This window comes from Ramlibacter humi (assembly GCF_004681975.1).
Taxonomy (GTDB): Bacteria; Pseudomonadota; Gammaproteobacteria; order Burkholderiales; family Burkholderiaceae_C; genus Ramlibacter; species Ramlibacter humi.
Genome location: NZ_SMLK01000001.1, coordinates 91661 through 117980 on the forward strand (window position 1 = coordinate 91661; position 26320 = coordinate 117980).

Below are 26320 nucleotides of genomic sequence, written 5' to 3' on the forward strand. Positions count from 1 at the left end.
TCGCGCCGCCGCGGCGCAGGGGGCGAGTATGCGTCCCGGATGAGCGCCGTCGCTCAACTATGGGTGCCGTCCTACAGCGAAGCTCTTCAGCGCGCGAGCATCCAGCCGCCCAGCAGCGCCAGCCCCGCGAACAACGTGCGGCGGAAAGCCGCTTCCGACATCGCGTCGCGCAAGGCCTGGCCCAGCCACATGCCCGCCAGTGCGGGCGCCACCATCACCAGCGAACCCGTCGAAGCCCGCAGGTCCAGGTGCCCTTGCCAGGCCAGCGCGGCGGCCAGCGCGACCGTTGACGTGGTGAAACAAAGGCCCATCGCCTGCGACAGCCCGCGCTTGTCCAACGACAGCGATTGCAGGTAAGGCACGGCGGGCAGCACGAACACGCCGCTGAAACCGGTGAGCACGCCGCTGGCGAAACCGGCCGCAACACCGATCGGGCCTTGCAGCCGCCCCGGCAAGGGCCGCGGCCGCCAGCCCGCGAGCCCGATGCCGCCGTACACCAGCAGGCACACGCCCAGCAATTGCCGCCCCCAGGCTGTCGCGGCGCCGGAGAAGAAGACGGCCACCACCGCCACGCCCGCGAGCGTGCCCAGCAGCATGCCCCACAGCCGCCGCGACAGCGCCGCGAACTGCGGGCCCGCGGCCGCCTGCCACACGTTGGTGACCAGCGATGGCACCGTCAGCAGCGCGGCGGCCGGCGCCACCGGCATGAACAGCCCGAGCAGGCCGATCGCCACCGTGGGCAGGCCCAGTCCCAGCACGCCCTTCACCGCGCCCGCGAGCACGAACACCATGGCGATCGCGAAGAAGTCGGGCAGGGCGGGATGGATCACGCCCGGAGTGTGCGGACGCGCCGCCGGACGCACCATCAATCTTTGCTTGAGGCTGCCATGGCCGCGCTGCCTATGATCCGGCGATGCGCTTCGACCTGACCGACTTGCGTGTCTTCCTGCACGCCTACGAAAGCGGCAGCATGACCGGGGCCGCGTCGCGCGCGCACCTCACGTTGGCCGCGGTCAGCGCGCGCATCCGCGCGCTGGAAGACGACGCGCAACTGCCGCTGCTGCGCCGCCATGCGCGCGGCGTGGCCGCCACGCCGGCCGGCGAGACGCTGGCGCGGCACGCGCGCATCGTGCTGCAGCAGGTGGACCAGCTGCGGCGCGAGCTGGCGCCCGCGGCGGTCGCCGATCCGGACACCACGGTGCTGCTGGGCAACAGCTCCGCGCTGGCGCGGCCGCTGGCGGGCCTGCTCGCCGAAGCGCTGGCCTCCCATCCCGGCGCGCGCGTGGTCGTGCGCGAAAGCGCGAGCGAGGTGACCGCGCAGGCGCTGCGGCTGGGCGCCGCGCACCTGGGCATCGTCAGCGATGCGGTGGACACGGAAGGCCTGGTGGCGCAGCCGCTCGGCGACGACCCGCTGGTGCTGGTGGTCGCGGCGTCGCACCGGCTCGCCCATGAATCCGCGGTGTCGTTCCGGCGGCTGCTCGAGCAGGACTGGGTGGGCTGGAGCGAGCCCGCCGCGCTGCACACGCACCTGGCGATGCATGCCTTCCGCGCGGGATCGGCCATCCGCTACCGCGCGGCGATCCCTTCGGTGCGCGGCGTGCTGGAGCTGGTGGCGCGTGGAGTGGGCCTCACCGTGTTGCCGGCGGCGTTGCTGCCGCCGGGTGCGAGGGAAGGTCTGGCCGTCCGGCCGCTGGAGGAAGCGTGGGCGCAGCGCCGTCTGCTGCTGTGCCGCGGCATGGCGGCGGAGACGCCCGCGGGCCGCCATCTCGCCGAAGCTGTCCGGTCACGCTGGGACGCGCTGGCGGCTGACGCGCGCTGAAACCGGCGCGGCCCAGAATGGCCCGATGACCTCCGAGCGCGAGAAGATGCTGGCGGGCGAGCCGTACCTCGCCATGGATCCCGAGCTGGTGGCCGCGCGTGCCCGGGCGCAGTCGCTCTGCGCGCGGCTGAACGCGCTGCCGCTGGGCGACGCCAGCCGCGCCGGGGTGCAGCGCGAACTGTTCGGCGCGGGCGGCGGGGCCGCGATCGTGACTTCGCCGTTCTTCTGCGACTACGGCACGCAGATCGAGCTGGGCGAGGGCGCGTACTTCAATTTCAACTGCGTGGTGCTGGACGTATGCCGCGTGCGCATCGGCGCGCGCACGCTCATCGGGCCTGCGGTGCAGGTCTACACGCCGCTGCATCCGCTGGACGCGGTGGAGCGAAGAGGCACGGAGTACGGGGCGCCAGTGGACATCGGCGAAGACGTGTGGATCGGCGGCGGGGCGATCGTGCTGCCCGGCGTGACCATCGGCGACCGCGCGGTGATCGGAGCGGGGAGCGTGGTGACGCGCGACGTGCCGGCGGACGTGTTCGCGGCGGGGAATCCTTGCCGCGTGATCCGCTCTCTTGTTCCCTCCCCCTCCGGGGGAGGGCGGAGAAAATTCAGGTGAGTTCGACGAACACCGGCTGGTGATCGGAATCCTGCGTCTTCGCATCGACGACCAGCCGCCGCACCCGATCCTTCAGCGACTCGCTGACGAACACGAAATCGCATGCCACCGGATCGGGCCCGTAAGTCCGGTCGTAGAGCCGGAAGGTCGGCTCATGCTTCGCGTCCCCGTTCAGCAGCCGCCAGCTGTCCCACCATTGCGCTTCACCCGGCGCGGTGAGGTGCGCGTATTCCGGCTCGGTGGGTTCCAGGTTGAAGTCGCCGCACAGCACCGCGTGCGGCGTGTGCACGCGGGTGCGGAACGGCGAACCGTCGTCGCTGGGTTCCGGCGGCGCGGCGGCCTGCGCGCCGTATTCGGCGTGCAGTTCGCGCACCGCGCGCGCCTGCGCCATGCGCTGCAGCTTCGAGTAGTACTCCAGGTGCGTGGTCATCACGCGAACGGGGCCCAGCTGCGGGTCCTGCACGGTGACCACGGTGCACATGCGCGGCATGCTGCGCACGTTGTGGTCGGCGGGGTAGGGCAGCGAGTGGTGCTGCACCTGCTTGACCGGCAGCCGCGTGGCGACGACGTTGCCGAACCGGCTGGGCCGGCCGGCTTCGTCGAACTCGTTCACCGCCGCACCGAAGAAGAGGAGATAGTCGGGCAGCAGCTCCGACAGCTCTCCGGCCTGGTCGGCCGCCACGCCGTTGGTCAGGCGCGGGTAGTTGAACGCGATCTCCTGCAGGCAGATCACGTCGAAGTCGGCCAGGCGTCTGGCTGTGTCGACGATGCGCTGCGGGCTGACCTTGCCGTCGAGGCCGCAGCACCACTGCGTGTTCCAGGTGACGATCTTCATGGGCTTACTTGATGCCGGCTCGCATGAAACTCTGCACGAACTGGCGCTGGAAGAGAAGGAAAGCCACCAGCAGCGGCGCGGCCGTCATCAGCGTGGCGGCGGTGATCACCGACCAGTCGACGCCCTGGTCCACCGACGAGAACACCTGCAGCCCGACGGTGAGCGGGCGCGCGTTGACGCTGTTGGTGACGATGAGCGGCCACAGGAAGTTGTTCCAGTGGAAGCTCACCGACACCAGCGCGAACGCCGTGTAGACGGGTTTGGCCAGCGGCACGTACACGCGCCACAGCACCTGCAGCGGGCCGGCGCCTTCCACACGCGCCGCCTCGTCCAGTTCCTTGGGGATGCCCATGAAGGTCTGGCGCAGCAGGAAGATGGCGAAGGCGCTGGCGAAGTAGGGCAGGCCGATGGCCAGCAGCGTGTCCACCGTGCCCAGCTGCGACATGGTGCGGTAGTTCTCCACCAGCAGCAGGTCGGGCGTGATCATCAGCTGCACCAGCACCAGCGAGAAGGCCAGGCCGCGGCCGGGGAAGGTGAACCGCGCGAAGGCGTACGCGGCCAGCGTGGCCAGCACCAGCTGGGCGGCCAGGATCATGGCCACCAGCAGCGCCGTGTTGAGGAAGTAGCGCGCGAAGGGCGCGGCTTCCCAGGCGCGGCGGAAGTTGTCCAGCGTCAGCGGCGCCGCCAGGGCGAAGCGCGTGGCGTACTCGGTGGGGTGGAAAGCCGTCCATACCGCGTAGGCCAGCGGCAGGATCCACAGCAGGGCCAGCAGCCACGCCGCGGCGGTGTCCAGCCGGCCGGGCTCGTTCCAGGCCAGGTGTTGCTCGCTCTTCATCGGTAGTGCACCCGCTTGTCCAGCACGAAGAACTGGAACAGCGCCACCGTGGCGAGCACCAGCACCAGCACCACCGTGATGGCGGCGGCGTAGGCCGTGTCCCAGAACTTGAAGCCCACTTCGTACAGGTGGTAGAGCAGCAGCGTGGACGCGTTATCCGGCCCGCCGCGCGTGAGGATGAAGATGTGATCCACCATGCGGAAGCCGTTGATCACCGCGTTGACCAGCACGAACAGCGTGGTGGGCATCAGCAGCGGCCACTGCACGCGGCGGAAGAAGTACCAGCGCGACGCGCCTTCGATGGCAGCGGCTTCGCGCAGGCTGGGATTCAGCGTCTGCAGCGCGGCCAGGTAGAAGATCATGAAGAAACCGGCTTCCTTCCACACCGCCACCACCGTCACGCAGGCCAGCGCGGTGGACTGGTTGCCCAGCCAGTTGTGCGAAGGCAGGCCCAGCGCGCCGGTCAGCTGCTCCAGCAGGCCGTATTGCGGCGTGTAGAAGAACAGCCAGATGTTGGCCACCGCGATCATCGGCAGCACGGTGGGCGTGAAGTAAGCCATGCGCACCAGCGCGCGGCCGGCGATGCGCTCGTTGACCCACAGCGCCATCAGCAGGGCCAGGCCGATGGACAGCGGGATGGTGGCGCCCGCGAACCAGAGGTTGTTGGTGACGGCCTTCCAGAAGACCGGGTCTTCCACCATCGCCTGGTAGTTCTCCAGCCCCACCCACACCGGCGGGCGCGAGCCCTTGGGCGTGGAGCGGAAGCTGTCGATGAGCGTGGCGACCGCGGGCCCGTGCGTGAAGGCCAGCAGCAGCACCAGTGCCGGCAGCAGCAGCAGCCAGGCCTGCACGGCACCGAAACCTGCGGCCGCCGGGGCGGCCCGGCCGATTCCACCTGGATCCCCGCCTGCGCGGGGATGACGGGCCTCGCTGGCGCTGGAACCCGCTGGATCCCCGCCTTCGCGAGGATGACGGGCCTCGCTGGCGCTCGGTCCCGTCACTTGTACGAGCGCAGCAGGCGGTCGGCTTCGCGCTGCGAATCCTGCATCGCCTGCGCCGGCGTCTTGGTGCCCGTGAGTGCGGCCTGCAGGCCGTCGTTCAGCGCCTTGGTCACGCGCTGGTTGTCGTGCGTGGAGAACTCGGCCACCGAGTTGGCCAGCTGGTCGCGCGCCACCAGCGCGGCGGGAAAGTCGCGGCCGTACTTGCGCAGCGCGTCGGTGCCGTAGGCGGCGGGCGACACGGCGACGTAGCCCGTGTCGATGCTCCATTCGGCGGCGCGCTCGGGCTGGGTCATCCACTTGGCGAACTTGAACGCGGCTTCCTGCTGCGCGGGCGAGGCCTTCTTGCTGATGAAGAAGTTGCCGCCGCCGGTGGGCGAGCCCTTGCGCTTGTTGCCCGGGATCATGGCCACGCCGAAGTCGAACTTGGCGTTGTTCTTCACGTTGGTGAGGTTGCCGGTGGTGGTGAACATCATGGCCACCTTCTTCTCGAAGAAGTCCTTGGGCGTGGTGCCCCATTCCACGACGCCCGGCGGGTGCACGCCGGCCTTGCCCAGGTCCACCCAGTACTGCAGCGCCTCGACGACCTTGGGATCGTCGAACTTCACCTGCGTGCCGGCGTCGTTGGCCAGGATGGCGTCGTTGGTGGTGGTGAGCGTCTGGAACAGCCAGTACGGGAAGCCGCTGGACGGGATCTGCACGCCCCACTGCGTGACCTTGCCGCTCGCGTCCTTCTTCGTCAGCTTGGTGGCGGCGGTCTTCAGGTCGGCCCAGTTCTCCGGCGGGCGGTTGGGGTCCAGGCCGGCTTCCTTGAACAGGTCCTTGTTGTAGAACATGACCACGGTGGAGCGCTGGAACGGCACGCCCCAGGTCTTGCCGCCGGTCTGGCTGTTCATCATGAAGGCCTTGTAGAAGCCGTTCAGCCAGGCCTTGTCGTCGGCGGTCTTGACGAAGCCGTCGATGGGCACGATGGCGTCTTCGTCGATCAGCGTGAACATGTCGGTGGACAGCAGCACCGCCACCGTCGGCGGCGTGCCCGCCTTGTGCGCGGTGAGCATCTTGACGATGGTTTCCTGGTAGGTGCCCGAGTACACCGGCGTCACCTTGATGCCCGGGTTGGCCTTCATGAAGTCGGCGGCCAGGCCGTCCATGGTCTTCGTGATGGGGCCGCCGACGGCCACCGGGTAGAAGAAGGTGATCTCGGTGGTGCCTTGCGCGAGCGCGGCATTGCCCCAGCCCAGGGCCGCGGCGGCGGTGGCGGCCAGGGCCAGCCGATGGAAGGTCTTGCGTTGCATGGTGCTTCTCCTCGTGGTGATCTCATGGGGCGCTCAGGCCAGGCGCCGGCCCTGCGAATCGAAATGGTGGGCGCGTGCGGCCGGCCATTGCAGCCGCACTTCGGAGCCCGCGGCCAGGTCGGCCTGGCCGGCGGTGCGAACGGTCAGCGTTTCGCTGCCGACGGCGCAGTGCGCGATGAGGTCGGCGCCCAGGTATTCCACGCTGCGCACGATGCCCGGCACCGCGCCGCCCAGCGTCACGTCCTCGGGCCGCACGCCCAGCCAGTGCGCTTCGCGCCCGGCGGGCACTTCGCTGCCGGCGATGCGCTGCGCTTGCACGCGCAGCAGGTTCATGGCCGGCGTGCCGATGAAGGCGGCGGCGAACGTGGTGGCGGGCCGCGCGTACATCTCGCGCGGCGTGGCGGCCTGCTCGATGCGGCCCTTGTTCAGCAGCACCACCTGGTCGGCCATGCTCATGGCTTCGGCCTGGTCGTGCGTGACGTAGACGACGGTGAGGCCCAGGCGCTGCTGCAGCTGCCGCAGTTCGGCGCGCATCTCCTGGCGCAGCTGCGCGTCCAGGTTGGACAGCGGTTCGTCCATCAGGCAGACCTGCGCCTGCGCCACCAGCGCGCGGCCCAGCGCTACGCGCTGCTGCTGGCCGCCGGAAAGCTGCGAGGGTTTGCGTTCAAGAAGGCGTGACAGGCCAAGGAGTTCTGCGGCTTCCTTGAGGCGCTTCGCCGCTTCTTCCTTGTCCACCTTGCGCACGGAGAGGCCGAAGGTGATGTTGCCGGCCACGGAAAGGTGCGGGAACAGCGCGTAGTTCTGGAACACCATCGCGATGTTGCGCTGCGAAGGTGGCAGGTTCGTGACGTCGCGGCCGCCGATGGAGACGGTGCCCGTGCTGGCCGTCTCGAGGCCGGCGATGATGCGCAGGGTGGTGGACTTGCCGCAGCCGGAAGGACCGAGCAGCACGCAGAAGCTGCCGGACGCGATGTCCAGCGTGATGCCCTCCAGCGCCGTCGTGTCCCCCCAGTGCTTGCCGACGCCCGCGAGCTGGATGGATGCCATGCGGACCAGTATAGGAACGGGCCGTGACGATCCATACGCGGAATGACCCGAATGGCGGCTGGCGCCGGTCCGTCCCTGCGCTAGGCTGCGCGCCATGACCCTGAAGATCCTCGCGCTGTGCGGCAGCCTGCGGCGGCAGTCGCGGTCCCGCGCGCTGCTGCAAGCCACGCGGCAGCTGGCGGGCGACCGCGTGGCCGTCGACATTTTCGAAGGCCTGGGCGACCTGCCGCTGTTCAACCCGGACCTCGAAGACGACGCGCCCGCCGCCGTGCGCCGGTTCTGGCAGGCGGTGTCGGACAGCGACGCATTGCTCATCGCCAGCCCCGAATACGCGCATGGCGTCACCGGCACGATCAAGAACGCGCTCGACTGGCTGGTGGGCTACGTCCCCTTCGCCGGCAAGCCGGTGGCGGTGTTCAACCCTTCGCACCGCGCGGAGCATGCGGATGCCGCGCTGCGCGAAACGCTGGCGACCATGGCGGCGCCGCTGGTGCCGGGCGCGTGCGTGCGCATCCCGGTGACGGCGGGCGACTGGGACGTCGAGGGAATCTGCGCCGACCCGCGGTTGTCGGCGATGATCGATGCTGCCTTGCAGGCCATCGCTTCCTTCCAACCGCCCGAACCATGAGCCAAGTCCTGATCCGTCCCCTGCGCCGCGAAGACCGCCAACCCTGGCAGCGGCTCTGGGACGGCTACAACGCCTTCTACGGCCGCGCCGGCGAAACCGCGCTCGACCCGCGCATCACCGAAGCGACCTGGGAGCGCTTCTTCAACCCCATCGAGCCGGTGTTCGCCCTGGTGGCGGAAGTGGACGGCCGCGTGTCGGGCCTCGCCCATTACCTCTTCCATCGCAGCACGACGAAAATCGAACCCGTGTGCTACCTGCAGGACCTGTTCACCGCGCCTGAGCTGCGCGGCAAGGGCGTGGGCCGCGCGCTGATCGAAGGCGTGGCCGCGCAGGCCAGGCAGGGCGGCGCGCAGCGCCTGTACTGGCACACGCAAACCACCAACGAAGCCGGCCGCGCGCTGTACGACAAGGTGGCCAGGCACCTGGGCTTCATCGTCTATTCCCGCGATCCCCTTTGAGGAGAGTCCCATGACCCGCGTTCGCGTCGCCAGCTATTCCATCTCCCTCGACGGCTTCGGCGCCGGCGTCGACCAGAGCCTGCAGAACCCGCTGGGCGTGCATGGCCCGGACCTGCACGGCTGGTTCTTCGGCACGCGCACTTTCCAGCACATGGTGCTGGGCAAGCAGGATGGCAGCGGCAGCGACGGCCTGGACGAGGACTTCGCGCAGCGGGGCTTTCGCAACGTCGGCGCCTGGATCCTGGGCCGCAACATGTTCGGCCCCGTGCGCGGGCCGTGGCCCGACGACAGCTGGAAAGGCTGGTGGGGCGAGGAGCCGCCGTACCACGTGCCTGTGTTCGTGCTGACGCACCATGCGCGCGAGCCGCTGGCGATGAAGGGCGGCACCGTCTTTCATTTCGTCACCGGCGGCATCCACGAAGCGCTGCAACGTGCGCGCGAAGCCGCGGGCGGCCAGGACGTGCGCATCGGCGGCGGCGTGCACACCATCCGCCAGTACCTGCAGGAGAAGCTCATCGACGAGATGCACCTGGCCGTGTCGCCGGTGCTGCTGGGCGCGGGCGAGAACCTGTTCCAGGGCCTGGACCTGCGGAAGCTGGGCTACCGCTGCGTGAGCAGCGCGGCGTCGGAGAAGGCCACGCACGTGGTGATCGCGCGCGAGGGCACGTGATGGCGGACGACCTGCCGCCGCTGCCGCAGCCGCCGTTGGGCCGGTATCGCCACTACAAGGGTGGTGAGTACGAAGTGGTGGGCGCCGCGCGCCACAGCGAGACGCTGGAACCGCTGGTGCTGTACCGGCCGCTGTACAACGACAGCGGGCTGTGGGTCAGGCCGTACGGCATGTTCTTCGAAGACGTGGAGATCGACGGCGCGCGGCGGCCGCGATTTCAGTTGCTGGCGTAGTGCGCAGATCGACACCTGGCTGAGTTGCACGGAGCACTGCTGCACCGTCGCCTGCACTATCCGCTGCGTATCGACAGCAGTCGGTGAACGCGAAGCCGTGGGATGACTTGAGTCAGCCGTGGTCGGCGAGGCCTCGATCTTCGGCTTCGCGCAAAGTGATCATGTGACCTCCATGGCCGCTACTCCTCGGCCGCAGCGACACCGGCGCTTCCGGTCATGTCGACGAAGAGCGGCAGGAACGCAGGCAGCGTCTCAGGCCGCTGCCAGTCCCGCTGAAGTTCGCAGTACAACTGGGTCACGCTCAGCATCTTCGCGCCGGCCTGCTCGATGCGGCGCAGCGCCAGTTCGTGCGCTGCGACGGACGTGCCGCCCACCGCGTCAGCCAGCGCGTACACCTCGAAGTTCTCGCGGAGGGCGTCGAGCGCCGGGAAGGTGAGGCACGCTTCCGTCCACAGCGCGGCGATGATCAACTTTCGCCGTCCGGTGGCTTCGACGGCCGCGCGGAACTCGCGATCTTCCCAGGCGTTGATGGAGGTCCGGTCGTAGGCCGGGAAACCGTCGAGCATGTGGCGCAGGACCGCGATCGTGGGCTTGTTGCGCCCGCTTTGCACGTTCACGGTGGAGTGCACCACCGGCAGCCCGTACGCAATGGCCGCGCGCGTGGCACGCGCGATGTTGCTCACCAGCCGCTGCCTCTCCATCGAAGCGATGGAGTTCACCTGCACCGGCTGGTAATCGATGAGAAGGAATGCCGAGTTCTCGGGGGTGAGTAACGAGTCCTGGACAGGGTCCCGGCGTGGTTCGCTGGCCATGCAAGCTCCTCGACAGTTGGCGACGATTCGCGGCGCCGGAAGTATGCGCCGCGCGCCGGCTCCTGTGTGCGGCCGCACCCCGGCGGCGGTACTGATGAGAACGAACAGGTGTGAGAATCGTTCGGACCCCAAGGAGACTGACATGGCCGACGCGACGATCCCCCTTGATCCAGCCAAGGATCCCTTGTCCGCCACGGGATTCCGACGTTCGCGCTCGCACCGGCACTGAGTCGTGCATCGAGTCGCGCATCGCCATGAACAAGAGCCGGCTCGAAGCATTCAGCGACGGGGTGCTGGCGATCGCACTGACGATCATGGTCCTCGAGCTGCGACCTCCGCATGGCGAAGGCGTTGCCCCGCTGCTGCCGCTCCTGCCGAAGCTGCTGAGCTACGTTCTCAGCTTCGTCTACGTGGGAATCTACTGGAGCAATCACCATCACCTGCTTCACACGGCAACGCGCGTGACGGGAGGCGTTCTCTGGGCCAACCTGAACCTGCTGTTCTGGCTGACGCTGCTGCCTTTCGGCACGGCGTGGATGGGCGAGAACCACTTCGCGCCCCTTCCGTCCGCCGCGTACGGTTTCATCCTCACGATGGCCGCCATCAGCTACTACATCCTCGAGCGCGTCATGCTGCGTGTCGAAGGACCGGACTCGCGTCTCGGGCTGGCTCTGGGCCAGGACTGGAAAGGGAAGCTGTCGGTGATCGCGTATGTGGCGGGCATCGCGGCTTCGTTCCTGGTGCAATGGCTTGCGCAGGCGATCTATGTGGCCGTCGCACTGGCCTGGCTGGTTCCGGATCGGCGCATCGAGCGGGTGGTCGACAGGAAGGGAACGTGACGCAAGGCGGTGCCAAGCGTTGCAGTACCGACTCAGGGCTTACCCGAGGCTGGCGTGCGACCGCGCGTCTGGTCAGCGCGCCTTCAGACTCGCGACTTCATGCTGGTCGCCATTCAACCGAAGACAGGAGACGTCCATGACATGGCAACAGGTGTACGACCCGATGGGCAGCATGGTGCTCTCCACATTGCTGGCGGCCATCCCGGTCGTTGTGATGCTGGTGGGGCTTGGGTTCCTGCACATGAAGGCGCATATCGCGGCACTGGCGGGCCTCGTGGCGGCGCTCGTGATCGCGGTGGTGGCTTTCGGCATGCCCGCCGAGATGGCCGGTAAGGCGGCCTGGCTGGGTGGACTCACCGGGTTGCTGCCGATCGGCTGGATCGTGCTCAACATCATCTTCCTGCACCAGCTCACGGAACGGAACGGTTCCTTCACGGTGCTGCAGGATTCCATCGCGGGCGTGACGGAGGACCGCCGCCTGCAACTGCTGCTGATCGCCTTTTCGTTCGGGGCCTTCTTCGAAGGCGCGGCCGGCTTCGGCACGCCTGTGGCCGTGACAGCCGCCATGCTGATCGGCCTCGGGTTTTCGCCGCTGGCGGCTTCGGGCCTCTCGCTGATCGCGAACACGGCGCCCGTCGCCTACGGGGCCCTGGGTACTCCGATCATCACGCTGGCCAAAGTGCACGGCTACGACGTCAACGCGATTTCCGCGATGGTCGGCCGCCAGTTGCCGTTCTTTTCGCTGCTGGTCCCGTTCTGGCTGATCTGGGCCTTCGCGGGCTTCCGCGGCATGCTCCAGGTCTGGCCCGCCATCCTGGTCACCGGCCTCAGCTTCGCCATCCCGCAGTTCCTGGTGTCCAACTACTTCGGCCCCGAACTGGTCGACGTGATCGCGGCGGCGGTGTCCATGCTTTGCCTCTCGCTGTTCCTGCGGGTGTGGAAGCCCGCCCGGATCTGGACGTCCGTGGTGCCGCGCGGGCACGAAGCCAGCGCCGGCCAGGCGTCCGCCGCGGCGGCGCGCAAGCAGCATCCGCGCGGCGACGTGCTGCGCGCCTGGATGCCCTGGGTGCTTCTGGCCGTGTTCGTGTTCCTCTGGGGCCTGCCCGTGATCAAGAACGCGCTCAACGGCCTGTTCGCGCCCAACTACCCGATCGGCGGGCTGCACAACCTGATCGAGCGGGTGCCGCCGGTGGTTCCGAAGAACACCAAGGAAGGCGCCGTGTACGCCTTCACGCTGCTGTCCGCCACCGGCACGGCCATCCTGCTGGCCGCCGTCGTGGGCGGCTTGGCGGCACGCTACAACCCGCTGCAACTCGTCAGGGTGTACGGGGCGACCTTCTGGAAGGTGCGCTACTCGCTCATGACGATCGCGCTGATGCTGGCGCTGGGCACCGTCACGCGCTATTCGGGGCTGGACACCACGCTGGGCCTGGCGTTCGCGGCGACCGGTCCGCTCTACCCGTTCTTCGGAACGCTGATGGGCTGGCTCGGCGTTGCGCTGACCGGGTCCGACACGGCCTCCAACGTCCTTTTCGGCGGCATGCAGAAGGTGGCCGCGGGGCAGCTGGGCCTGCCAATGAACCTGATGGGCGCGGCCAACAGTTCCGGCGGCGTGATGGGGAAGATGATCGACGCGCAGTCCATCGTGGTGGCCTCCACCGCGACGGGATGGGTCAACAAGGAAGGCGAAATCCTGCGATACGTGTTCTTCCACTCGCTGGCGCTGGCCGCCCTGGTGGGCATCCTGGTGACGTTGCAGGCGTATGTGCCGCCCTTCACCGGCCTCGTCATTCCCTGACTCATGCGCGCACGGGGCGGCTCAGCCGCTCCCCAGAGCCTTCTTCATCGCCTGAACCCCCGCGCCCATCATCTGGCCAACGGGCCCGGCCAGCTCGTCGGGCAGCAGGTCCACCGTCCACACCAGGCGGCTGCCGCCGCCGGCCATCTCGTGCACTTCCACCGCGGCGTTGTAGTGGCTGGCGCGGCCGCCCTCGGTCTTGTAGACCAGCCGGCGCATCGCGTCGTCGCGCGTGACCAGGCGCTCGCGCACCTGCATGCCGTTGGCGAAGGTGATGAACCGCACGTTGCCGCTTTCCTCGGCCGTGCACGCGGTGACGAAGCCGGGCACCAGCTTCTCGTGCAGCGCGGTGAAGTCGGCCACCGCGGCCCAGGCTTGCGCGGGGGCGGCGGTGACGGTGAAGTCCTGTCTCAGCGTGGCCATCAAGGTCTCCTTGTCGTGGGGGTGGCGGGACCGGCCACAGCTTCGGACTGCAGCCATTCGATGAAAGCCTGGGCGTCGGGGTTGCGCGCACCGGCGGGCCCCAGCGTGAGGAAGTAGCCGCGCTGCGACGAGGCGGGTGTGCGGAAGGGCGCCACCAGCTTGCGCTGGCGCACCAGGTCGGCCAGCAGCGGCAGCCGGCCAATGACCACGCCGTGGCCGGCCACGGCCGCGGCCACCGCTTCGCTGTACTGCGTGAACCGCATGGTGTGGGCCATGCGCACGTCGTCCAGGCCCATCAGGTCCAGCCAGGGCTCCCACTCGACGGTGGGCGGCGCGTCCTTCATGTCCACCGTCAGCAGCGTGTGCCGCGCCAGGTCTTCCGGCACCTTCAGCGGCCGCCGCGCGTCCTTCAGCAGTGAAGGCGCGCACATGGGCTGCACCGCTTCGGCGAACAGCTGCGGTCCCACGCCTTCGGCCATGGGCACGAAGCGCACCGCCAGGTCGACCTGTCCGCGCTCCAGGTCCACGATGTTCAGCGTGGCCGAGATGCGCACATCCACATCCGGGTGCGTGGCCGTGAAGCGCGCCAGCCGCGGGATCAGCCAGAACGACGCGAAGCCCGGGGTGCAGGTGATGGCGATCTGGCGCGTGCCGGCGGTGGCGCGCACGCGGGCGGCGGCGTCACGCAGCCGCTCCAGGCTGTCGTCCACCGCGCGTTGCATCACGCGGCCGGCGTCGGTGAGGGCGAGCGAGCGGTGGCGCCTTTCGAACAGTGCGACGCCGAGAGAAGCCTCCAGTTGCTGGATCTGCCGCGTGACCGCGGGTTGCGACAGCGCCAGTTCCGCGCCCGCGTTGGTGAAGCTCAGGTGCCGCGCCGCCGTTTCGAACGTGTGCAGCAGGTCCAGCCGCAGCTGGCGCGAACGGGGCTCCGGCGGTGCGGGTGCCGGCGTTTTCGCATTCGTTGTATGCATGCTTGGCATGCTCAATCACCATTGGAGATTGCCATACGCGCTCAGTATAGTGATTCGCATATTGCATGCGAGGTGCCCCATGAAGATCAACCAATCCGGACGGTTCGCGATGATGCGCAAGACCCTGGTGGACCTGCCGCCCGAAAGGCCACTGGACGTGGCGAGCGCCGGCGGCACGCTGTGGCTGACGCTGGACGGCGATCCGCGCGACCTGGTGCTGGAGCGTGGTGAGCGCGTGCTGATCGAAGCGCCCGGGCGGGTGATCGCGTATGCCTTTGACGATGCGGTGCTGGAGGTCAGGGCTGTGCAGGAGCCGTCGACGGTTGTCGCGCGGCGGGGATTTGAAGTCGTGCCGGCTTGAGTTATTCACGGCCCGACATTCCGGGGAAGCGCGGCGGGTGGCGCATGGCGCGCCGCACGGCCTGCAGACAGGCGCGTACCGCTGTCCGCATTCCGGACCATTCGGTTAGGCTCATGCCCGTACAGCAGGAGACGACGATGGCCCGACTCACCGCCGATGAGGTCGCCCACTACAACGAACACGGCTGGGTGAAGCCGCGCTGGCGCCTGCCGGCGGATCGCACGGCCGCGATGAAGCAGGCGCTGGACGAGCTGATCCGGCGCAACCCCGGCGTGCGGCCCGAGAAGCTGGTGTCGGCGCACGTGGAGGGCGACAACGGCGAAGGCGTCCGCGGCAGCGCGGCGTTTCTCGAACTGGCGCGCGACCCCGAGATCGTGGATCTGGTCTCCGGCGTGATCGGCGACGACGTCATCCTGTGGGGCTGCCACGTGTTCTGCAAGCCGCCGGTGGAAGGCTTCGAGACGCCCTGGCACCAGGACGGCCACTACTGGCCCATCCGGCCGCTGGCCACCTGCACGGTGTGGGTGGCGCTGGAGGATTCGAAGAAGGACAACGGCTGCCTTCGCGTCATCCCTCGCTCGCACACCGGGCGGCAACTGCACGACCACCTGCACGAAGACCGCCAGGACCTCACGCTGCAGCAGCGGCTGGCACCCGGCACCTTCGACGAGGACGACGCGGTGGACATCGAACTGGACCCCGGCGAGATGTCGCTGCACGACGTGTTCATGATCCATGGCGCCCGCGCCAACACGTCCAGCCGCCGCCGCACCGGCGTCGCGTTGCGCTACATGCCGGCCACCTCGCACTTCGACCGTTCGCTGCGGCCGGTGGACGGCAAGACCGGCGTGTCGGTCAACTTCGCGCAGCGGCCGCTGTGGCTGCTGAAGGGCGTGGACCGCAGCGGCAGGAACGACTTCGTCACCGGCCATCGCCGCTGATCGCATGGACATGGCTGCATCGCACCTCGTCTTCGTCTTCGGCACGCTGAAGGAAGACTTCCCCAACCACGCCACCAACCGCGGCGTGCGCGTGCCGGGCATCTTCCGCACCTGCACGCCTTACCCGCTTTACCTGGTGGGGGAGCGGCATTCGCCCTGGATGGTCGATCTGCCCGGGCAGGGGCATCCGGTCAACGGGCAGCTGTTCCGCGTCGATGACGAAACGCTGGCGGCGATGGACCGGCTGGAGCGCGTGAGCGAGCCGGACGGCTACCGCCGCGTGCTGCTGGACTTCGAAGGCGGTGAACCGCCGGGCCGGCGGCAGGCCCACGTGTACCTCAAGCCTGCCGGACAGTTGACGCCGTCCGACATCCGCGTGGGGCCGCTGGCGGAATACTCGCTCGAGCACGCCGCGCTGTACCGCCCCCGCAGCTGAACCCGCGCACGGCCACCAGGAGCCCGCATGAAGCCACGCATCTCCCTCATCACGCTCGGCGTCGACGACCTCGAGCGCGCGCTTTCGTTCTACCGCGATGGGCTTGGGCTGCAGACGCCCGGCATCGTCGGCACCGAGTTCGAGCACGGCGCCGTGGCGTTCTTCGAACTGGCGGGCGGGCTGAAGCTGGCGCTGTGGCCGCGCGCGAGCCTGGCGCACGACGTGACGCAACCCGTGGGACCGCGCAGCGCCACCGAGGTCGCGCTGGCGCACAACGTCCGTACGCGCGGCGAGGTCGACGAAGTCATGGCGCAGGCCGGGCGCGCCGGCGCCAGCATCGTGAAGAAGGCACAGGACACCTTCTACGGCGGCTACGCCGGCTACTTCGCCGACCCCGACGGACACCTGTGGGAAGTGGCCTGGAACCCGCAGATGCTGCCGGACGACTGAACCTTCGTTGCGCGGCGCGCGCGGCGTCCTGCGCCATGCTCTCGCGGCGCTCTGACCTGGGGAGAAGCCCGATGAGATTGAAGGTTCATCGGCGACGAGATCACCATCAGGTTCTACCTGCGGGGGATCAAGATGACCCGCGTCGTCTGGGCGGCAGAAGCAGCCAGACGCCCTGGTCTGATAGCAGCTGGGCTTCGCATGCGCCCGCCGCCTACAGCGCGGACGGGGCAGGCGCGGCACGCTTGCCATCGACGTACTTGAATCGGGTATCGCGATGAGCTTCGGCCCGCTGTTCATGCTGAGGACTCGCGGCCGTGGGGCCAAGCCCTCTTCGGCAGACGAGGTCTGGCCGGCACTGACGGGCTGGCTGGAAAGGCGCGCAGCCCGTTCCGCGCCAGCGGGCGCGGACATGCCGCGGCGCCGCGCCGGCGACAAGCCGGGCCGGGAGCGCGAACCCAAATGAACGCCAGGGCCGACTTGTCGGGCCGGGTGACCGATGCCCTCGTCGCCACGGGGCAGTGGCTGGCCGGCGAGGGCTACCAGTTCATCGCGCCGACGCCGGCGACGCATGCGCGGGTGCTCGCGCGCGAGCCGGATCGCAGGGCGCGCGACCTGCGCGACGTGTTCGGCTGGAGCCGGGCGTTCGGCGGCGACTTGCTGCCGGCCGGCATCGTGGAGAGCCTGGACGCTGCCGGCCTGCTGGACCGTGAAGGCGCCGGCCTGCGCAGCAAGGTGCGCTTCTCTTTCCTCGAAGGCCAGCTGTACGCGCACTCCGCTTACCCGACCACGCAGGCCGACGCGGTCTTCTTCGGCCCCGACACCTACCGCTTCACTTCGCTGATCCTGCAGGAGCTGTCACGGCGCCCGTTCGCCGAAGGCTCCGCGCCGCGGCTGCTGGACGTGGGCTGCGGTGGCGGCGCGGGTGGCCTGGTCGCGGCGCAGGCTTCGCATGCCGCCTCGCCCAGCCTGGCGCTCGCCGACATCAACCCGCGCGCGCTGGCTTTCGCCGCGGCCAATGCGGCGCTTGCGGATTTCCACGCCGTGGCTTTCGCCGCGGGCGACCTGTACGCGCCGCTCGAAGGCGGGTTCGACCTGATCGTCTCCAATCCGCCTTACCTCAACGACGCCGCGCGGCGCACGTACCGCCACGGCGGCGGCCGCTGGGGCGAAGCGCTGTCCGATCGCATCGTGCGCGAAGGCCTGCCGCGGCTGGCGCGCGGCGGACGGCTGGTGCTCTACACGGGCGTGGCCATCGTCGACGGCCGCGACGCGCTGCTGGAAGGCCTGGCGCCGCACCTGCGCGAATGCGGCTGGTCCTGGTACTACCGCGAGCTGGACCCCGACGTGTTCGGCGAGGAACTGGACTCGCCCGCGTACGCGGAAGTGGACCGCATCGCGGTGACGGCGCTGGTGGTGGAGCGGCCCGCGCCATGAGGATCCTGGGCATCGGCGACAGCAACGACCTGGCCGCGCCGGCCGGTGCGCCGGACGACCTGCTGGACGTGGACCTGGAATTGTCGGACGGGGTGCAGCGCGCGGGGGATGACGGCGTGCCCCCACCCCAACCCTTCCCCGGCGGGGGAGGGAGCAAGCGGGTCAGCGGCGCGCCGCCGCAGCCAGCGTCAGCTCGTTGTGCCCTTGCACCGACCCGCTCTCCGGCACCACCTCGCCGGTGCGATCGGAGATGCGCCCGAACGACGCGGCCACTTGTTCGGCCATGTCCTCGCCCGTGCCCAGGTGCACGCCGCGCGTCAGCGTGATGTTCGCGCGCTCGAAGACGCCCGCGCCCGCATTCAGGATCGTGCGCGTCGGCGCATCCTCGCCTACCAGGTACAGCAGCCCCGGCGTCACCGCGGCGGGCTGCAGCGCGGCCAGCGCTTCGGGCGGCAGCAGGCCTTCGGTCATCTGTGTGTGCGCGGTGGGCGCGAGGCAGTTGACGCGGATGCCGTACTTCTCGCCTTCCAGCGACAGCGTCTGCATCAGGCCCACCAGCGCCATCTTGGCGGCGCCGTAGTTGGACTGGCCGAAGTTGCCGTACAGGCCCGACGAAGACGTCGTGTTGACGATGCGGCCGTACTGCTGCGCGCGCATGGTTTCCCACACAGCCTTGGTGCAGTGCACGGCGCCCATCACGTGCACGTCCATCACCAGCCGGAAGTCGGCCAGCTCCATCTTCGAGAACGACTTGTCGCGCAGGATGCCGGCGTTGTTCACCAGGATGTCGATGCGGCCCCAGGCGTCGAGCGCCTGCCTTGCCATCGCCTGCACGGCGTCGAAATCGGTCACCGATGCATTGCTGGCCATGGCTTCGCCGCCGGCCGCGCGGATCTCCTGCACCACCGCGTCCGCCTTGGCCAGGTCGTTGACGACGACCTTGGCGCCGCGGCGGGCAAGGGCGAGGGCGTGTTCGCGGCCGAGGCCGCCGCCCGCACCGGTGACGATGGCGACGCGGCCGTCGAAGCGGATGGACATGGAATCTCCTGTGGGGTGTTCGTGGAAAGAAAAGGGTCGGCCGCGAGTGTCCCAGCCGGGGCGCCGCGCGGCTGTCGCCGGATGGTCAACTCAGCGGGCCGCGCTGGTTTTGCAGGGTCTCGAGCAGGCAGGAACGGCAGAGCCGCAATGCTAGCCGCGAAATGCGGACCCCCTTACGCAGAGTGCGCAGAGGTTGCGCGGAGTCCGCAGATAGAGCTTTCAGATGTCTTCAAGGACTCTCCGCGTCCTCTGCGAGCCCTCTGCGGACTCTGCGCAAGGGAGTCCGCATCGATGGCCGCTCACCCCAGCACGTGCTCCCCCGCCGCATCCAGCCGCGGCGGCGTCTCGTAGGTGTGGTGAGGCGCCGGCGAAGGCACTTCCCATTCCAGGCCGTGCGCGCCGCGGCCGTCGGGGTCGTTCCAGGGGCGCTGCGGCGCGGGCTGGCCGTGGCCGCGCATCACCGGCAGCACCACGGCGAAGAGGAAGTACACCTGCGACAGGCCGAAGCCGAACGCGCCGATGGTGGCCACCTCGTTGAAGTCGGCGAACTGCATGGGGTAGTCGGCATACCGCCGTGGCATGCCCGCCAGACCCAGGAAGTGCATCGGGAAGAAGGCGATGTTGAAGCTGATGATCGAGGTCCAGAAGTGGATCTGCCCGCGCCGCTCGTTGTACATGACCCCCGTCCACTTGGGCGACCAGTAGTAGAAGCCGGCGAACATCGCGAACAGCGAACCCGCCACCAGCACGTAGTGGAAGTGCGCGACGACGTAGTAGGTGTCTTGCAGCAGCAGGTCGATGGGCGCCAGCGCCAGGATCAGGCCGGTGAAGCCGCCGATGGTGAAGACGAAGATGAAGCCGATGGCGAACAGCATCGGCGTCTCGAAGGTGAGCGAGCCCTGCCACATGGTGGCGATCCAGTTGAAGATCTTCACCGCCGTGGGCACCGCGATCACCATGGTCGCGTACATGAAGAACAGCTGCCCCGTCACCGGCATGCCGGTGGTGAACATGTGGTGCGCCCACACGATGAACGACAGCACGGCGATGGCGGCCAGCGCGTAGACCATGGACGTGTAGCCGAACAGCGGCTTGCGCGAGAACGCCGGCACCACGTGGCTGATGATGCCGAAGGCCGGCAGGATCATGATGTAGACCTCCGGGTGCCCGAAGAACCAGAACAGGTGCTGGAACATCACCGGGTCGCCGCCGGCCGAGGGGTTGAAGAAGGTGGTGCCGAAATGGCGGTCGGTCAGCGTCATGGTGATGGCGCCGGCCAGCACGGGCATCACCGCGATCAGCAGGTAGGCGGTGATCAGCCAGGCCCAGCAGAACAGCGGCATCTTCAGCAGCGTCATGCCCGGCGCGCGCATGTTCAGGATGGTGACGATGATGTTGATGGAGCCCATGATGGAGCTGGCGCCCATGATGTGCAGCGCGAAGATGGCGAAGTCCATCGAGGGCCCCATCTGCAACGTCAGCGGGGCGTACATCGTCCAGCCCGCGGCGGGCGCGCCGCCGGGCAGGAAGAACGTCAGCACCAGCATCGCCGCCGCGGGCACCAGCAGCCAGAAGCTGAGGTTGTTCATTCGCGCGAAGGCCATGTCGCCCGCGCCGATCTGCAGCGGGACCATCCAGTTCGCGAAGCCGACGAAGGCCGGCATGATCGCCCCGAACACCATGATCAGCCCGTGCATGCTGGTCAGCTGGTTGAACAGCTCGGGGTTGAACAGCTGCAGCCCCGGCTGGAACAGCTCGGCGCGGATCAGCAGCGCCAGCACGCCGCCCACCATGAACATGGTGAACGAGAACACCAGGTAAAGCGTGCCGATGTCCTTGTGGTTGGTGGCGTAGACCCAGCGGCGCCAGCCCGACGGCGAATCGTGGCTCTCGTGGCCGTGGACGGTGGGGTCGAGGACAGCAGTCATGGACATCTCCCGCGGTGGGAGATGCAGGTGGCAATCGCCATGCCTTGGGCTATTGGCGGTGCCGGTGGATCCAGAAGCTGCGCAACAGCGCCGGGACCACCGGCAGCAGGCTGACGATGCAGGCCAGCGCGAGCGGCGCGAACCACTCCTCCAGGCCGAGCGTGGCCAGCAGGAGCAGGGCGGCCGCGAGCGTCGCGGCGCACAGCGCGGCAAGGGGTGGCATGGCAGCCTGCGCGTGATTCGCGCCAGTGCGGCAAGCGGCGTGCCGCTTGCCGCGCGCGTCAGGCGGCCGACTTGCTCTTGCCGTCGTCGCCGGCCTTCGCGCGGCGGCGATTCGCCTCCGCGTAGGACCGGTCGATCTGGCGCGCCAGCGTCTCCGGCCGCGTGGCCTGCTCCAGCGCGGCGATCTCGTCATCGGCCTCTTCGATCACGCCCACCTTGCAGGCGATGCGCTCCAGCAGCTGCAGGATCTTCGTGTTTTCCTGCTCGGCCAGCAGGTTGATCTGCAGGTCCAGCTGGTTGCGGCGCTCGGCCACGCGCATCTCGTAGTTCTGCGCGATCAGGATGAACGACGACAGGAAGATCGCTTCCAGCGACACGCACAGGATGAGGAAGGTGAACGGGTAAGGGTCGAAGTGGTGCAGTCCGGGAATCGAGTTCCAGGCGATCCACACCGTGAACAGCGCGATGTGGATCCAGACGAACGTGATGTGCCCGCAGAAGCGGGCCACGATGTCGGCCACGCGGTCGGCGAAGGTGCGTTTGGCCTGGGCCAGCTGCTCCAGGCGGCGCACGGCGGCCACGTTCTCGCGAGTGACGTCGGCGACGCTGTCGGGCGTGCGGTAACCGCCGCGGTCGGCGGAAGGGGCGGCATCCATGCCGCCACTGTAGGGGGCGCGCGCTTGCCGGGCCGTGGGACGGCGCAGTACGTGCGCGTCAGCCGTTCTTCTTCATGGGCTGACCGGGGACTGAACTCAGCTTCGTCCACTTCTGGCCGTGCCATGCCGTGCCGTGCCGTGTTGTGTTGTGTTGTGCGGTGCCTGGCCGTGCCAAGCCGGGCCAGGGTGGGGAGGGTCTCCTGCCTCCATGTCCCCCGCCGCCTGAACGGCGTAGCTCCTCCTTGACTTACGGCAGGAGACCCTCCCCACCCTGGCCCTACGGCGCGCGATGCTGGAAGGCAGTCATCGGCGGCGGAGGTGCGGGGCCGCTCGAGCGGCCTTGAGGTCGGCGCGAATTCCCCGATGAGATTCGACGCGACGCAGCGCGGGGGACATGGAGGCAGGAGGCCTGCCACCCCCTGGCCCGGACCGGCTGCGCCAGAAAAAAGGCTCAGTCCTTCCGGAACGCAGGCAGCGGCACCATCACAGGCTGGCCTGGCGTGGTGCACCCCGTGTCACAGCACCGCCCCGGTTGCCTGTTGCGCGTGATGGCGCGATCGCCGGCGCTGGCAAGCACGCCGCGCTCCAGCAGGCGTTCCACCAACTCGACCTTGTCGCCCAGCGGGTAGTTGCGCCAGATCTCCTGCTTCATCGCGGCAGGCGAGCCGCCGCCGTGCAGGCTGATCAGCGAATACCAGCCGCCCTGGTAGGAAGCGGTGAGGTCCTCGATGAAGCGCGCGACCTCGATGCGCTTGTCGTACGGCACCGAGGGGTTGGTGCGCAGCACTTCGGCCAGCGTGGCGGCGGTGGCCGGGTTGTGGTCTTCGTCGGGGCCGGGCAGGGTGACGATGAGGCCGCCGGACACTTCGTGCGCCAGCCGGTGCATGTCGTAGATCTGCGTGGCCAGCAGCAGCTTGCCGATGTTGCTGAACACGGGCTCGGGCATGAAGCTGCCCGAATGCGGGTCGGCCTGGCCGTACACGCTGGCCGCCACGCCGCAGGCGTAGAAGCCTTCGACGATCTTGATCAGCTCCACCATGGGCTCGCGCAGGTTGGCTTTTTCGCCGGGGTCGAAGCCGTTGGCTTCGCACATCAGCGCGCCCGCGCCGATCAGCAGGTCGCCGAAGCCGGCGCGCGCGGCGATGCAGCTGTGGCGGTGGTGCGTGGCGTAGTTGTAGGTCAGCACCTGGCTGCGCTCCCACTCGCCTTCGTAGAACACGCGCTCCCAGGGCACGAACACCTTGTCGAAGATGACCACGCCCGTGGCCTGACCGTACTTGCGCGAGAAGAGGGCGGCGCCGTGCTCCACCTTTTCGCCGGGCCGCCCCGCGGGCCGCGAAACGATGGTGATGCCCGGGGCGTCCACCGGCACGGCGCAGCAGACGGCGAAGTCCCTGTCGGCCTCGGTCATGTTTCGGCTGGGCATGACCAGGAACTCGTGCATGTACGCCGCGCCGGTGACGATGGCCTTGGTGCCGCTGATGACGACGCCCTTCGCGTTGCGCTCCACCACGTGCACGTAGGTGTCGGGGTTGGCCTGCTGGTGCGGCCGCTTGCTGCGGTCGCCCTTGGCATCCGTCATGCAGATGCCCAGCGTGAGGTCTTCGTCCTGGAAGCGTTCCAGGTAAGCCTGGAAGCGCGCGCGGTGCTCGTTGCCGCCGCGTGCGTCGTCGATGGCGGCCGTCGCCTGCGCCAGCGCGTTCAGCGCGTCGTGTGCCAGGTAGCGCTGCGCGCAGCCCGTCTCCTGGCAGAGCGCGCGCACCGCTTCCAGCTTGTTGAGAAGGTCGCCCGCCGAGTCGTTGACGTGCAGCATGCGGTTGACCACGCGGTTGCGCGAAGCCTGCGTGGCCAGCGCGATGGGCGCGTAGCGCTCGTCGCGGGCGAAGTCGTAGGTGAACGCCATCGCGTTGACGCCGGGGCGCAGCGCGGGTTCGTCGGCGACCGATCGCACGAGCTGCCCGTCCACGTAGACCACCGGCTTCAGCCGCCGCAGCGACTCGCGGTAGCCGTCGCCGGACATCAGGTTGGCGCGGGTGGGGGCGGCGTCGGAGATGTTCATGCGGTCATTGCAGCACGATGCCAACGGTCCAGGCACGCGGCAAACCCCGTGGCGAGGCGGCATGGATGAGCTCACGCGAGAGCGCCGCGGCCCTAGACTCGCCTGGTGTCCCCACCGTCCAGCAGTACCGACAGCGAAACCGGCCGGCCCGCCTTCCTGCGCGGCGGCGGTGAACTCGCCGGGCTGATCGCCCGCTATCCGTGGTCCTCCACGGGCATGGGGCCCATCGATGGCTGGCCGGCGCACGTGCGCCACACGGTCGCCCTGATGCTGCGCAGCGACGTGCCCATGGTGGCGCTGTTCGGCGAGCCGGGCTACATGATCTACAACGACGCGTACTCGGGTTTCGCGGGCGGGCGGCATCCGCAGCTGCTGGGATCGCCGGTGCGCGAAGGCTGGCCCGAAGTGGCCGACTTCAACGACAACGTGATGCGCGTGGGCCTGGCGGGCGGCACGCTGTCGTACAAGGACCAGGAGCTGTCGCTCAACCGCCAGGGCACGCTGGAGCAGGCGTGGATGGACCTGGACTACTCGCCGGTGCTGGACGGCGAGGGGCGGCCGGCGGCGGTGCTCGCCATCGTGGTCGAAACCACCGAGAAGGTGCGCGCGCTGCGCCGCCTGGCCGGCGAGCGCGAGCGGCTGCACCAGATGTTCGAGCAGGCGCCGGGCTTCATGTGCGTGCTGCGCGGGCCGGACCACGTGTTCGAGTTCGCGAACGCGGCGTACCGCCAGCTGTTCGGCCGCGAGCTGCTGGGCTACGGGGTGCGCGAAGCGTTCCCCGAACTGGAAGGGCAGGGCTTCTTCGAGCGCCTGGACGAGGTGTATGGCACCGGCAAGCCCTGGCGCGCGGAAGCCATGCCGGCGCTGCTGGCGCGGCCCGGCGGCGCGCGAGAGTTGAAGTTCCTGACCTACGTGTACCAGCCGCTCTTCGACGAGGCCGGCCGCGTCGACGGCATCTTCTGCGAAGGCAGCGACGCCACGCAGGTGATGCTGGCCAACGCCGAGCTGCAGCGCACGCAGTCGTGGCTGCAGGAAGGGCTGGAGGCCGCGCGCATGGTGGCTTTCGAATGGGACTACGCCAGCGGCCAGGTGCGCTACTCGCCCAACGCGGCGCAGGTGCTGGGCTATGCGGGCGGCGACCCCGAGACCGGCTTCTCCTCCATCCACCCGGACGACGTGGCGAAGCTGCGGGACGAGATCGGCCGCGCGCGCGAGACGCTGGGCGACTTCCAGCGGGTGCACCGGCGGGTGCGCCGCGACACGGGCGCGCTGATGTGGACCGACACGCGGGGGCGCGCGTTCCCCGGCCCCGACGGCCGGCCCGCGCTGATGCGCGGCGTGGTGATCGACGTCACCGATCGCGTGCGGTCCGAGCAGGCGCTGCGCGAAGCGAACCGGCGCAAGGACGAATTCCTGGCCATGCTGGCGCACGAGCTGCGCAACCCGCTGGCGCCCATCGCCACCGGCAGCGCGCTGCTGGCCCGCGCGCCCGGCAACGCGGAAACCGCGCGCCGCACCAGCGAGATGATCGCCCGCCAGGTGCGCCACATGAGCGAGCTGATGGACGACCTGCTGGATGTCTCGCGCGTCACGCGCGGCCTGATCCAGATCGAGCATGCGCCGGTGGACCTCAATGGCGTGGTGCAGGACGCGCTGGAGCAGGCGCGGCCGCTGATGGAAGCCAGGCACCACCGGGTGGACGTCGACGTGCCGCCGGCGGCGGTGGTGGTGGACGGCGACCGCACGCGGCTGGTGCAGGTGCTGGTGAACCTGCTGACCAACGCGGCCAAGTACACCGCGCCCGAAGGCGAGGTGCGCGTCACGCTGTCGCGCGAAGGCTCGCGTGCCCGCATCGAGGTGGGCGACAACGGCACCGGCATCGAACCGGCGCTGCTGCCGCACGTTTTCGACCTGTTCACGCAGGGCGAGCGCACGCCCGACCGCACGCAGGGCGGCCTGGGCATCGGCCTGGCGCTGGTGAAGGCGATCGTCGAACTGCACGGCGGCGAAGCCGAAGCGCACAGCCAGGGCAAGGGCCGCGGCAGCCGCTTCGGCATCGTGCTGCCCGCGCTGGCCGTGGGCGAGACTTCGGGCGCCACCGCGCCCGCCGCCGCGCGTGGCGCCGCGCCGCTGTTCATCCTGCTCACCGACGACAACGCCGACGCCGCCGAGTCGCTCTCGTCGCTGCTGCGGCTGGACGGGCACGAGGTGGAGGTCTGCTACGACGGCCGCCAGGCGCTGGCCGCCATCGGCCGGCGCGTGCCCGACGTCTGCGTGCTCGACGTGGGCCTGCCCGACATCACCGGCCTGGAGCTGGCGCGCCGCATCCGCGCGCGGCCCGAGCTGGATGGGACCCTGCTGGTCGCGTTGACCGGCTACGGCCAGCCGCAGGACCGCGCGGCCACCGCGCACGCGGGCTTCGACCACCACCTGGTGAAGCCGGTGGAACCGCAGGCGCTGGATGCCATCCTGGCGGCCTATGCAGCCACGCACCCGCGCGAGGTGGCGGCGAAGTAGGCGG

At 69.2% G+C, this 26320-nt stretch carries 28 protein-coding genes; 14 read left to right on the forward strand and 14 right to left on the reverse strand.

Features of this window, described 5'->3' with window-relative positions:
- Positions 1-86 precede the first annotated feature (86 nt).
- Entirely contained in the window at positions 87-830 is a 744-nt protein-coding gene (locus EZ216_RS00470) for a sulfite exporter TauE/SafE family protein (RefSeq protein ID WP_239024239.1), read from the reverse strand.
- 83 nt (positions 831-913) lie between these two features.
- On the opposite strand from EZ216_RS00470, the gene EZ216_RS00475 reads away from it, so the two are divergent.
- Together EZ216_RS00475 and EZ216_RS00480 are read left to right on the forward strand one after the other, a co-directional pair.
- Complete coding sequence (locus EZ216_RS00475) at positions 914-1819, forward strand: LysR substrate-binding domain-containing protein (RefSeq protein WP_135247612.1); 906 nt, start codon at positions 914-916, stop codon at positions 1817-1819.
- Between the two features lie 25 nt (positions 1820-1844).
- Positions 1845-2432, forward strand: a complete 588-nt coding sequence (locus EZ216_RS00480; protein WP_135247613.1) for a sugar O-acetyltransferase — start codon at positions 1845-1847, stop codon at positions 2430-2432.
- Here EZ216_RS00480 and EZ216_RS00485 read toward each other — a convergent pair.
- From EZ216_RS00485 to EZ216_RS00505, 5 genes are all read right to left on the reverse strand, one after another.
- Complete coding sequence (locus tag EZ216_RS00485) at positions 2425-3267, reverse strand: endonuclease/exonuclease/phosphatase family protein (RefSeq protein WP_135247614.1); 843 nt, start codon at positions 3265-3267, stop codon at positions 2425-2427. The genes EZ216_RS00480 and EZ216_RS00485 overlap by 8 nt on opposite strands.
- A gap of 4 nt (positions 3268-3271) precedes the next feature.
- Complete coding sequence (locus EZ216_RS00490) at positions 3272-4102, reverse strand: carbohydrate ABC transporter permease (protein ID WP_135247615.1); 831 nt, start codon at positions 4100-4102, stop codon at positions 3272-3274.
- On the reverse strand, positions 4099-4992 hold the full coding sequence (locus EZ216_RS00495; protein ID WP_135249074.1) for a carbohydrate ABC transporter permease: 894 nt from the start codon (positions 4990-4992) through the stop codon (positions 4099-4101). Before EZ216_RS00495 ends, EZ216_RS00490 begins: the two co-directional genes overlap by 4 nt.
- A 107-nt stretch (positions 4993-5099) precedes the next feature.
- Entirely contained in the window at positions 5100-6395 is a 1296-nt protein-coding gene (locus EZ216_RS00500) for an ABC transporter substrate-binding protein (RefSeq protein ID WP_135247616.1), read from the reverse strand.
- A 33-nt stretch (positions 6396-6428) separates the two neighbouring features.
- Positions 6429-7442, reverse strand: coding sequence for an ABC transporter ATP-binding protein (locus EZ216_RS00505; RefSeq protein ID WP_135247617.1), 1014 nt, complete (start codon positions 7440-7442; stop codon positions 6429-6431).
- 94 nt (positions 7443-7536) lie between these two features.
- On the opposite strand from EZ216_RS00505, the gene EZ216_RS00510 reads away from it, so the two are divergent.
- The 4 genes from EZ216_RS00510 to EZ216_RS00525 are packed head-to-tail and all read left to right on the forward strand — an operon-like array spanning position 7537 to position 9431.
- Positions 7537-8070, forward strand: a complete 534-nt coding sequence (locus tag EZ216_RS00510) for an NADPH-dependent FMN reductase (RefSeq protein WP_205959599.1) — start codon at positions 7537-7539, stop codon at positions 8068-8070.
- A complete protein-coding gene (locus EZ216_RS00515; RefSeq protein ID WP_135247618.1) occupies positions 8067-8528 on the forward strand; it encodes a GNAT family N-acetyltransferase in 462 nt (153 codons plus the stop codon). The genes EZ216_RS00510 and EZ216_RS00515 overlap by 4 nt, the downstream gene beginning before the upstream one ends.
- 10 nt (positions 8529-8538) lie before the next feature.
- A complete protein-coding gene (locus EZ216_RS00520; protein ID WP_135247619.1) occupies positions 8539-9198 on the forward strand; it encodes a dihydrofolate reductase family protein in 660 nt (219 codons plus the stop codon).
- Entirely contained in the window at positions 9198-9431 is a 234-nt protein-coding gene (locus EZ216_RS00525; RefSeq protein WP_135247620.1) for a DUF1653 domain-containing protein, read from the forward strand. The genes EZ216_RS00520 and EZ216_RS00525 overlap by 1 nt, the downstream gene beginning before the upstream one ends.
- A 179-nt stretch (positions 9432-9610) precedes the next feature.
- Here EZ216_RS00525 and EZ216_RS00530 read toward each other — a convergent pair whose 3' ends face one another.
- Positions 9611-10243: an isochorismatase family protein gene (locus tag EZ216_RS00530; RefSeq protein ID WP_135247621.1), complete on the reverse strand. Its 633-nt coding sequence runs from the start codon at positions 10241-10243 to the stop codon at positions 9611-9613.
- A gap of 254 nt (positions 10244-10497) precedes the next feature.
- Here EZ216_RS00530 and EZ216_RS00535 point away from each other — a divergent pair, with 254 nt between their 5' ends.
- Entirely contained in the window at positions 10498-11082 is a 585-nt protein-coding gene (locus tag EZ216_RS00535; protein WP_135247622.1) for a TMEM175 family protein, read from the forward strand.
- Between the two features lie 136 nt (positions 11083-11218).
- Positions 11219-12880, forward strand: coding sequence for an L-lactate permease (locus tag EZ216_RS00540; protein WP_135247623.1), 1662 nt, complete (start codon positions 11219-11221; stop codon positions 12878-12880).
- A gap of 21 nt (positions 12881-12901) precedes the next feature.
- Here EZ216_RS00540 and EZ216_RS00545 read toward each other — a convergent pair whose 3' ends face one another.
- The gene (locus EZ216_RS00545; protein WP_135247624.1) at positions 12902-13303 is read right to left on the reverse strand and encodes an SRPBCC family protein; all 402 of its coding nucleotides are present in this window, start codon (positions 13301-13303) and stop codon (positions 12902-12904) included.
- A complete protein-coding gene (locus tag EZ216_RS00550) occupies positions 13303-14274 on the reverse strand; it encodes a LysR substrate-binding domain-containing protein (RefSeq protein ID WP_135247625.1) in 972 nt (323 codons plus the stop codon). Before EZ216_RS00550 ends, EZ216_RS00545 begins: the two co-directional genes overlap by 1 nt.
- A gap of 79 nt (positions 14275-14353) precedes the next feature.
- Here EZ216_RS00550 and EZ216_RS00555 point away from each other — a divergent pair, with 79 nt between their 5' ends.
- The 5 genes from EZ216_RS00555 (at position 14354) to EZ216_RS00575 (ending at position 17896) form a co-directional block, all read left to right on the forward strand.
- Positions 14354-14635 (forward strand): DUF2917 domain-containing protein, encoded by a 282-nt coding sequence (locus EZ216_RS00555; RefSeq protein WP_167772787.1) that lies wholly within the window; start codon positions 14354-14356, stop codon positions 14633-14635.
- Positions 14636-14772: 137 nt separating this feature from the next.
- Entirely contained in the window at positions 14773-15576 is an 804-nt protein-coding gene (locus tag EZ216_RS00560) for a phytanoyl-CoA dioxygenase family protein (protein WP_135247627.1), read from the forward strand.
- A gap of 10 nt (positions 15577-15586) precedes the next feature.
- Positions 15587-16012, forward strand: coding sequence for a gamma-glutamylcyclotransferase family protein (locus tag EZ216_RS00565; RefSeq protein WP_135247628.1), 426 nt, complete (start codon positions 15587-15589; stop codon positions 16010-16012).
- 27 nt (positions 16013-16039) lie between these two features.
- Positions 16040-16462, forward strand: coding sequence for a VOC family protein (locus EZ216_RS00570; protein WP_135247629.1), 423 nt, complete (start codon positions 16040-16042; stop codon positions 16460-16462).
- 459 nt (positions 16463-16921) lie between these two features.
- Entirely contained in the window at positions 16922-17896 is a 975-nt protein-coding gene (locus EZ216_RS00575) for a methyltransferase (RefSeq protein WP_135247630.1), read from the forward strand.
- A 162-nt stretch (positions 17897-18058) separates the two neighbouring features.
- On the opposite strand, the gene EZ216_RS00580 is transcribed toward EZ216_RS00575, so the two are convergent.
- From EZ216_RS00580 to EZ216_RS00595, 5 genes are all read right to left on the reverse strand, one after another.
- Positions 18059-18934: an SDR family NAD(P)-dependent oxidoreductase gene (locus tag EZ216_RS00580; protein WP_135247631.1), complete on the reverse strand. Its 876-nt coding sequence runs from the start codon at positions 18932-18934 to the stop codon at positions 18059-18061.
- Positions 18935-19233: 299 nt separating this feature from the next.
- Positions 19234-20862 (reverse strand): cytochrome c oxidase subunit I, encoded by a 1629-nt coding sequence (ctaD, locus tag EZ216_RS00585; RefSeq protein ID WP_135247632.1) that lies wholly within the window; start codon positions 20860-20862, stop codon positions 19234-19236.
- A gap of 49 nt (positions 20863-20911) precedes the next feature.
- A complete protein-coding gene (locus EZ216_RS21220) occupies positions 20912-21085 on the reverse strand; it encodes a hypothetical protein (protein WP_167772788.1) in 174 nt (57 codons plus the stop codon).
- A 58-nt stretch (positions 21086-21143) separates the two neighbouring features.
- A complete protein-coding gene (locus EZ216_RS00590) occupies positions 21144-21740 on the reverse strand; it encodes a DUF1003 domain-containing protein (RefSeq protein WP_135247633.1) in 597 nt (198 codons plus the stop codon).
- A gap of 451 nt (positions 21741-22191) precedes the next feature.
- On the reverse strand, positions 22192-23799 hold the full coding sequence (locus tag EZ216_RS00595; protein ID WP_135247634.1) for a 4-hydroxyphenylacetate 3-hydroxylase family protein: 1608 nt from the start codon (positions 23797-23799) through the stop codon (positions 22192-22194).
- Between the two features lie 105 nt (positions 23800-23904).
- On the opposite strand from EZ216_RS00595, the gene EZ216_RS00600 reads away from it, so the two are divergent.
- Positions 23905-26316, forward strand: coding sequence for a hybrid sensor histidine kinase/response regulator (locus EZ216_RS00600; protein ID WP_135247635.1), 2412 nt, complete (start codon positions 23905-23907; stop codon positions 26314-26316).
- The last annotated feature ends 4 nt before the right edge of the window (positions 26317-26320 follow it).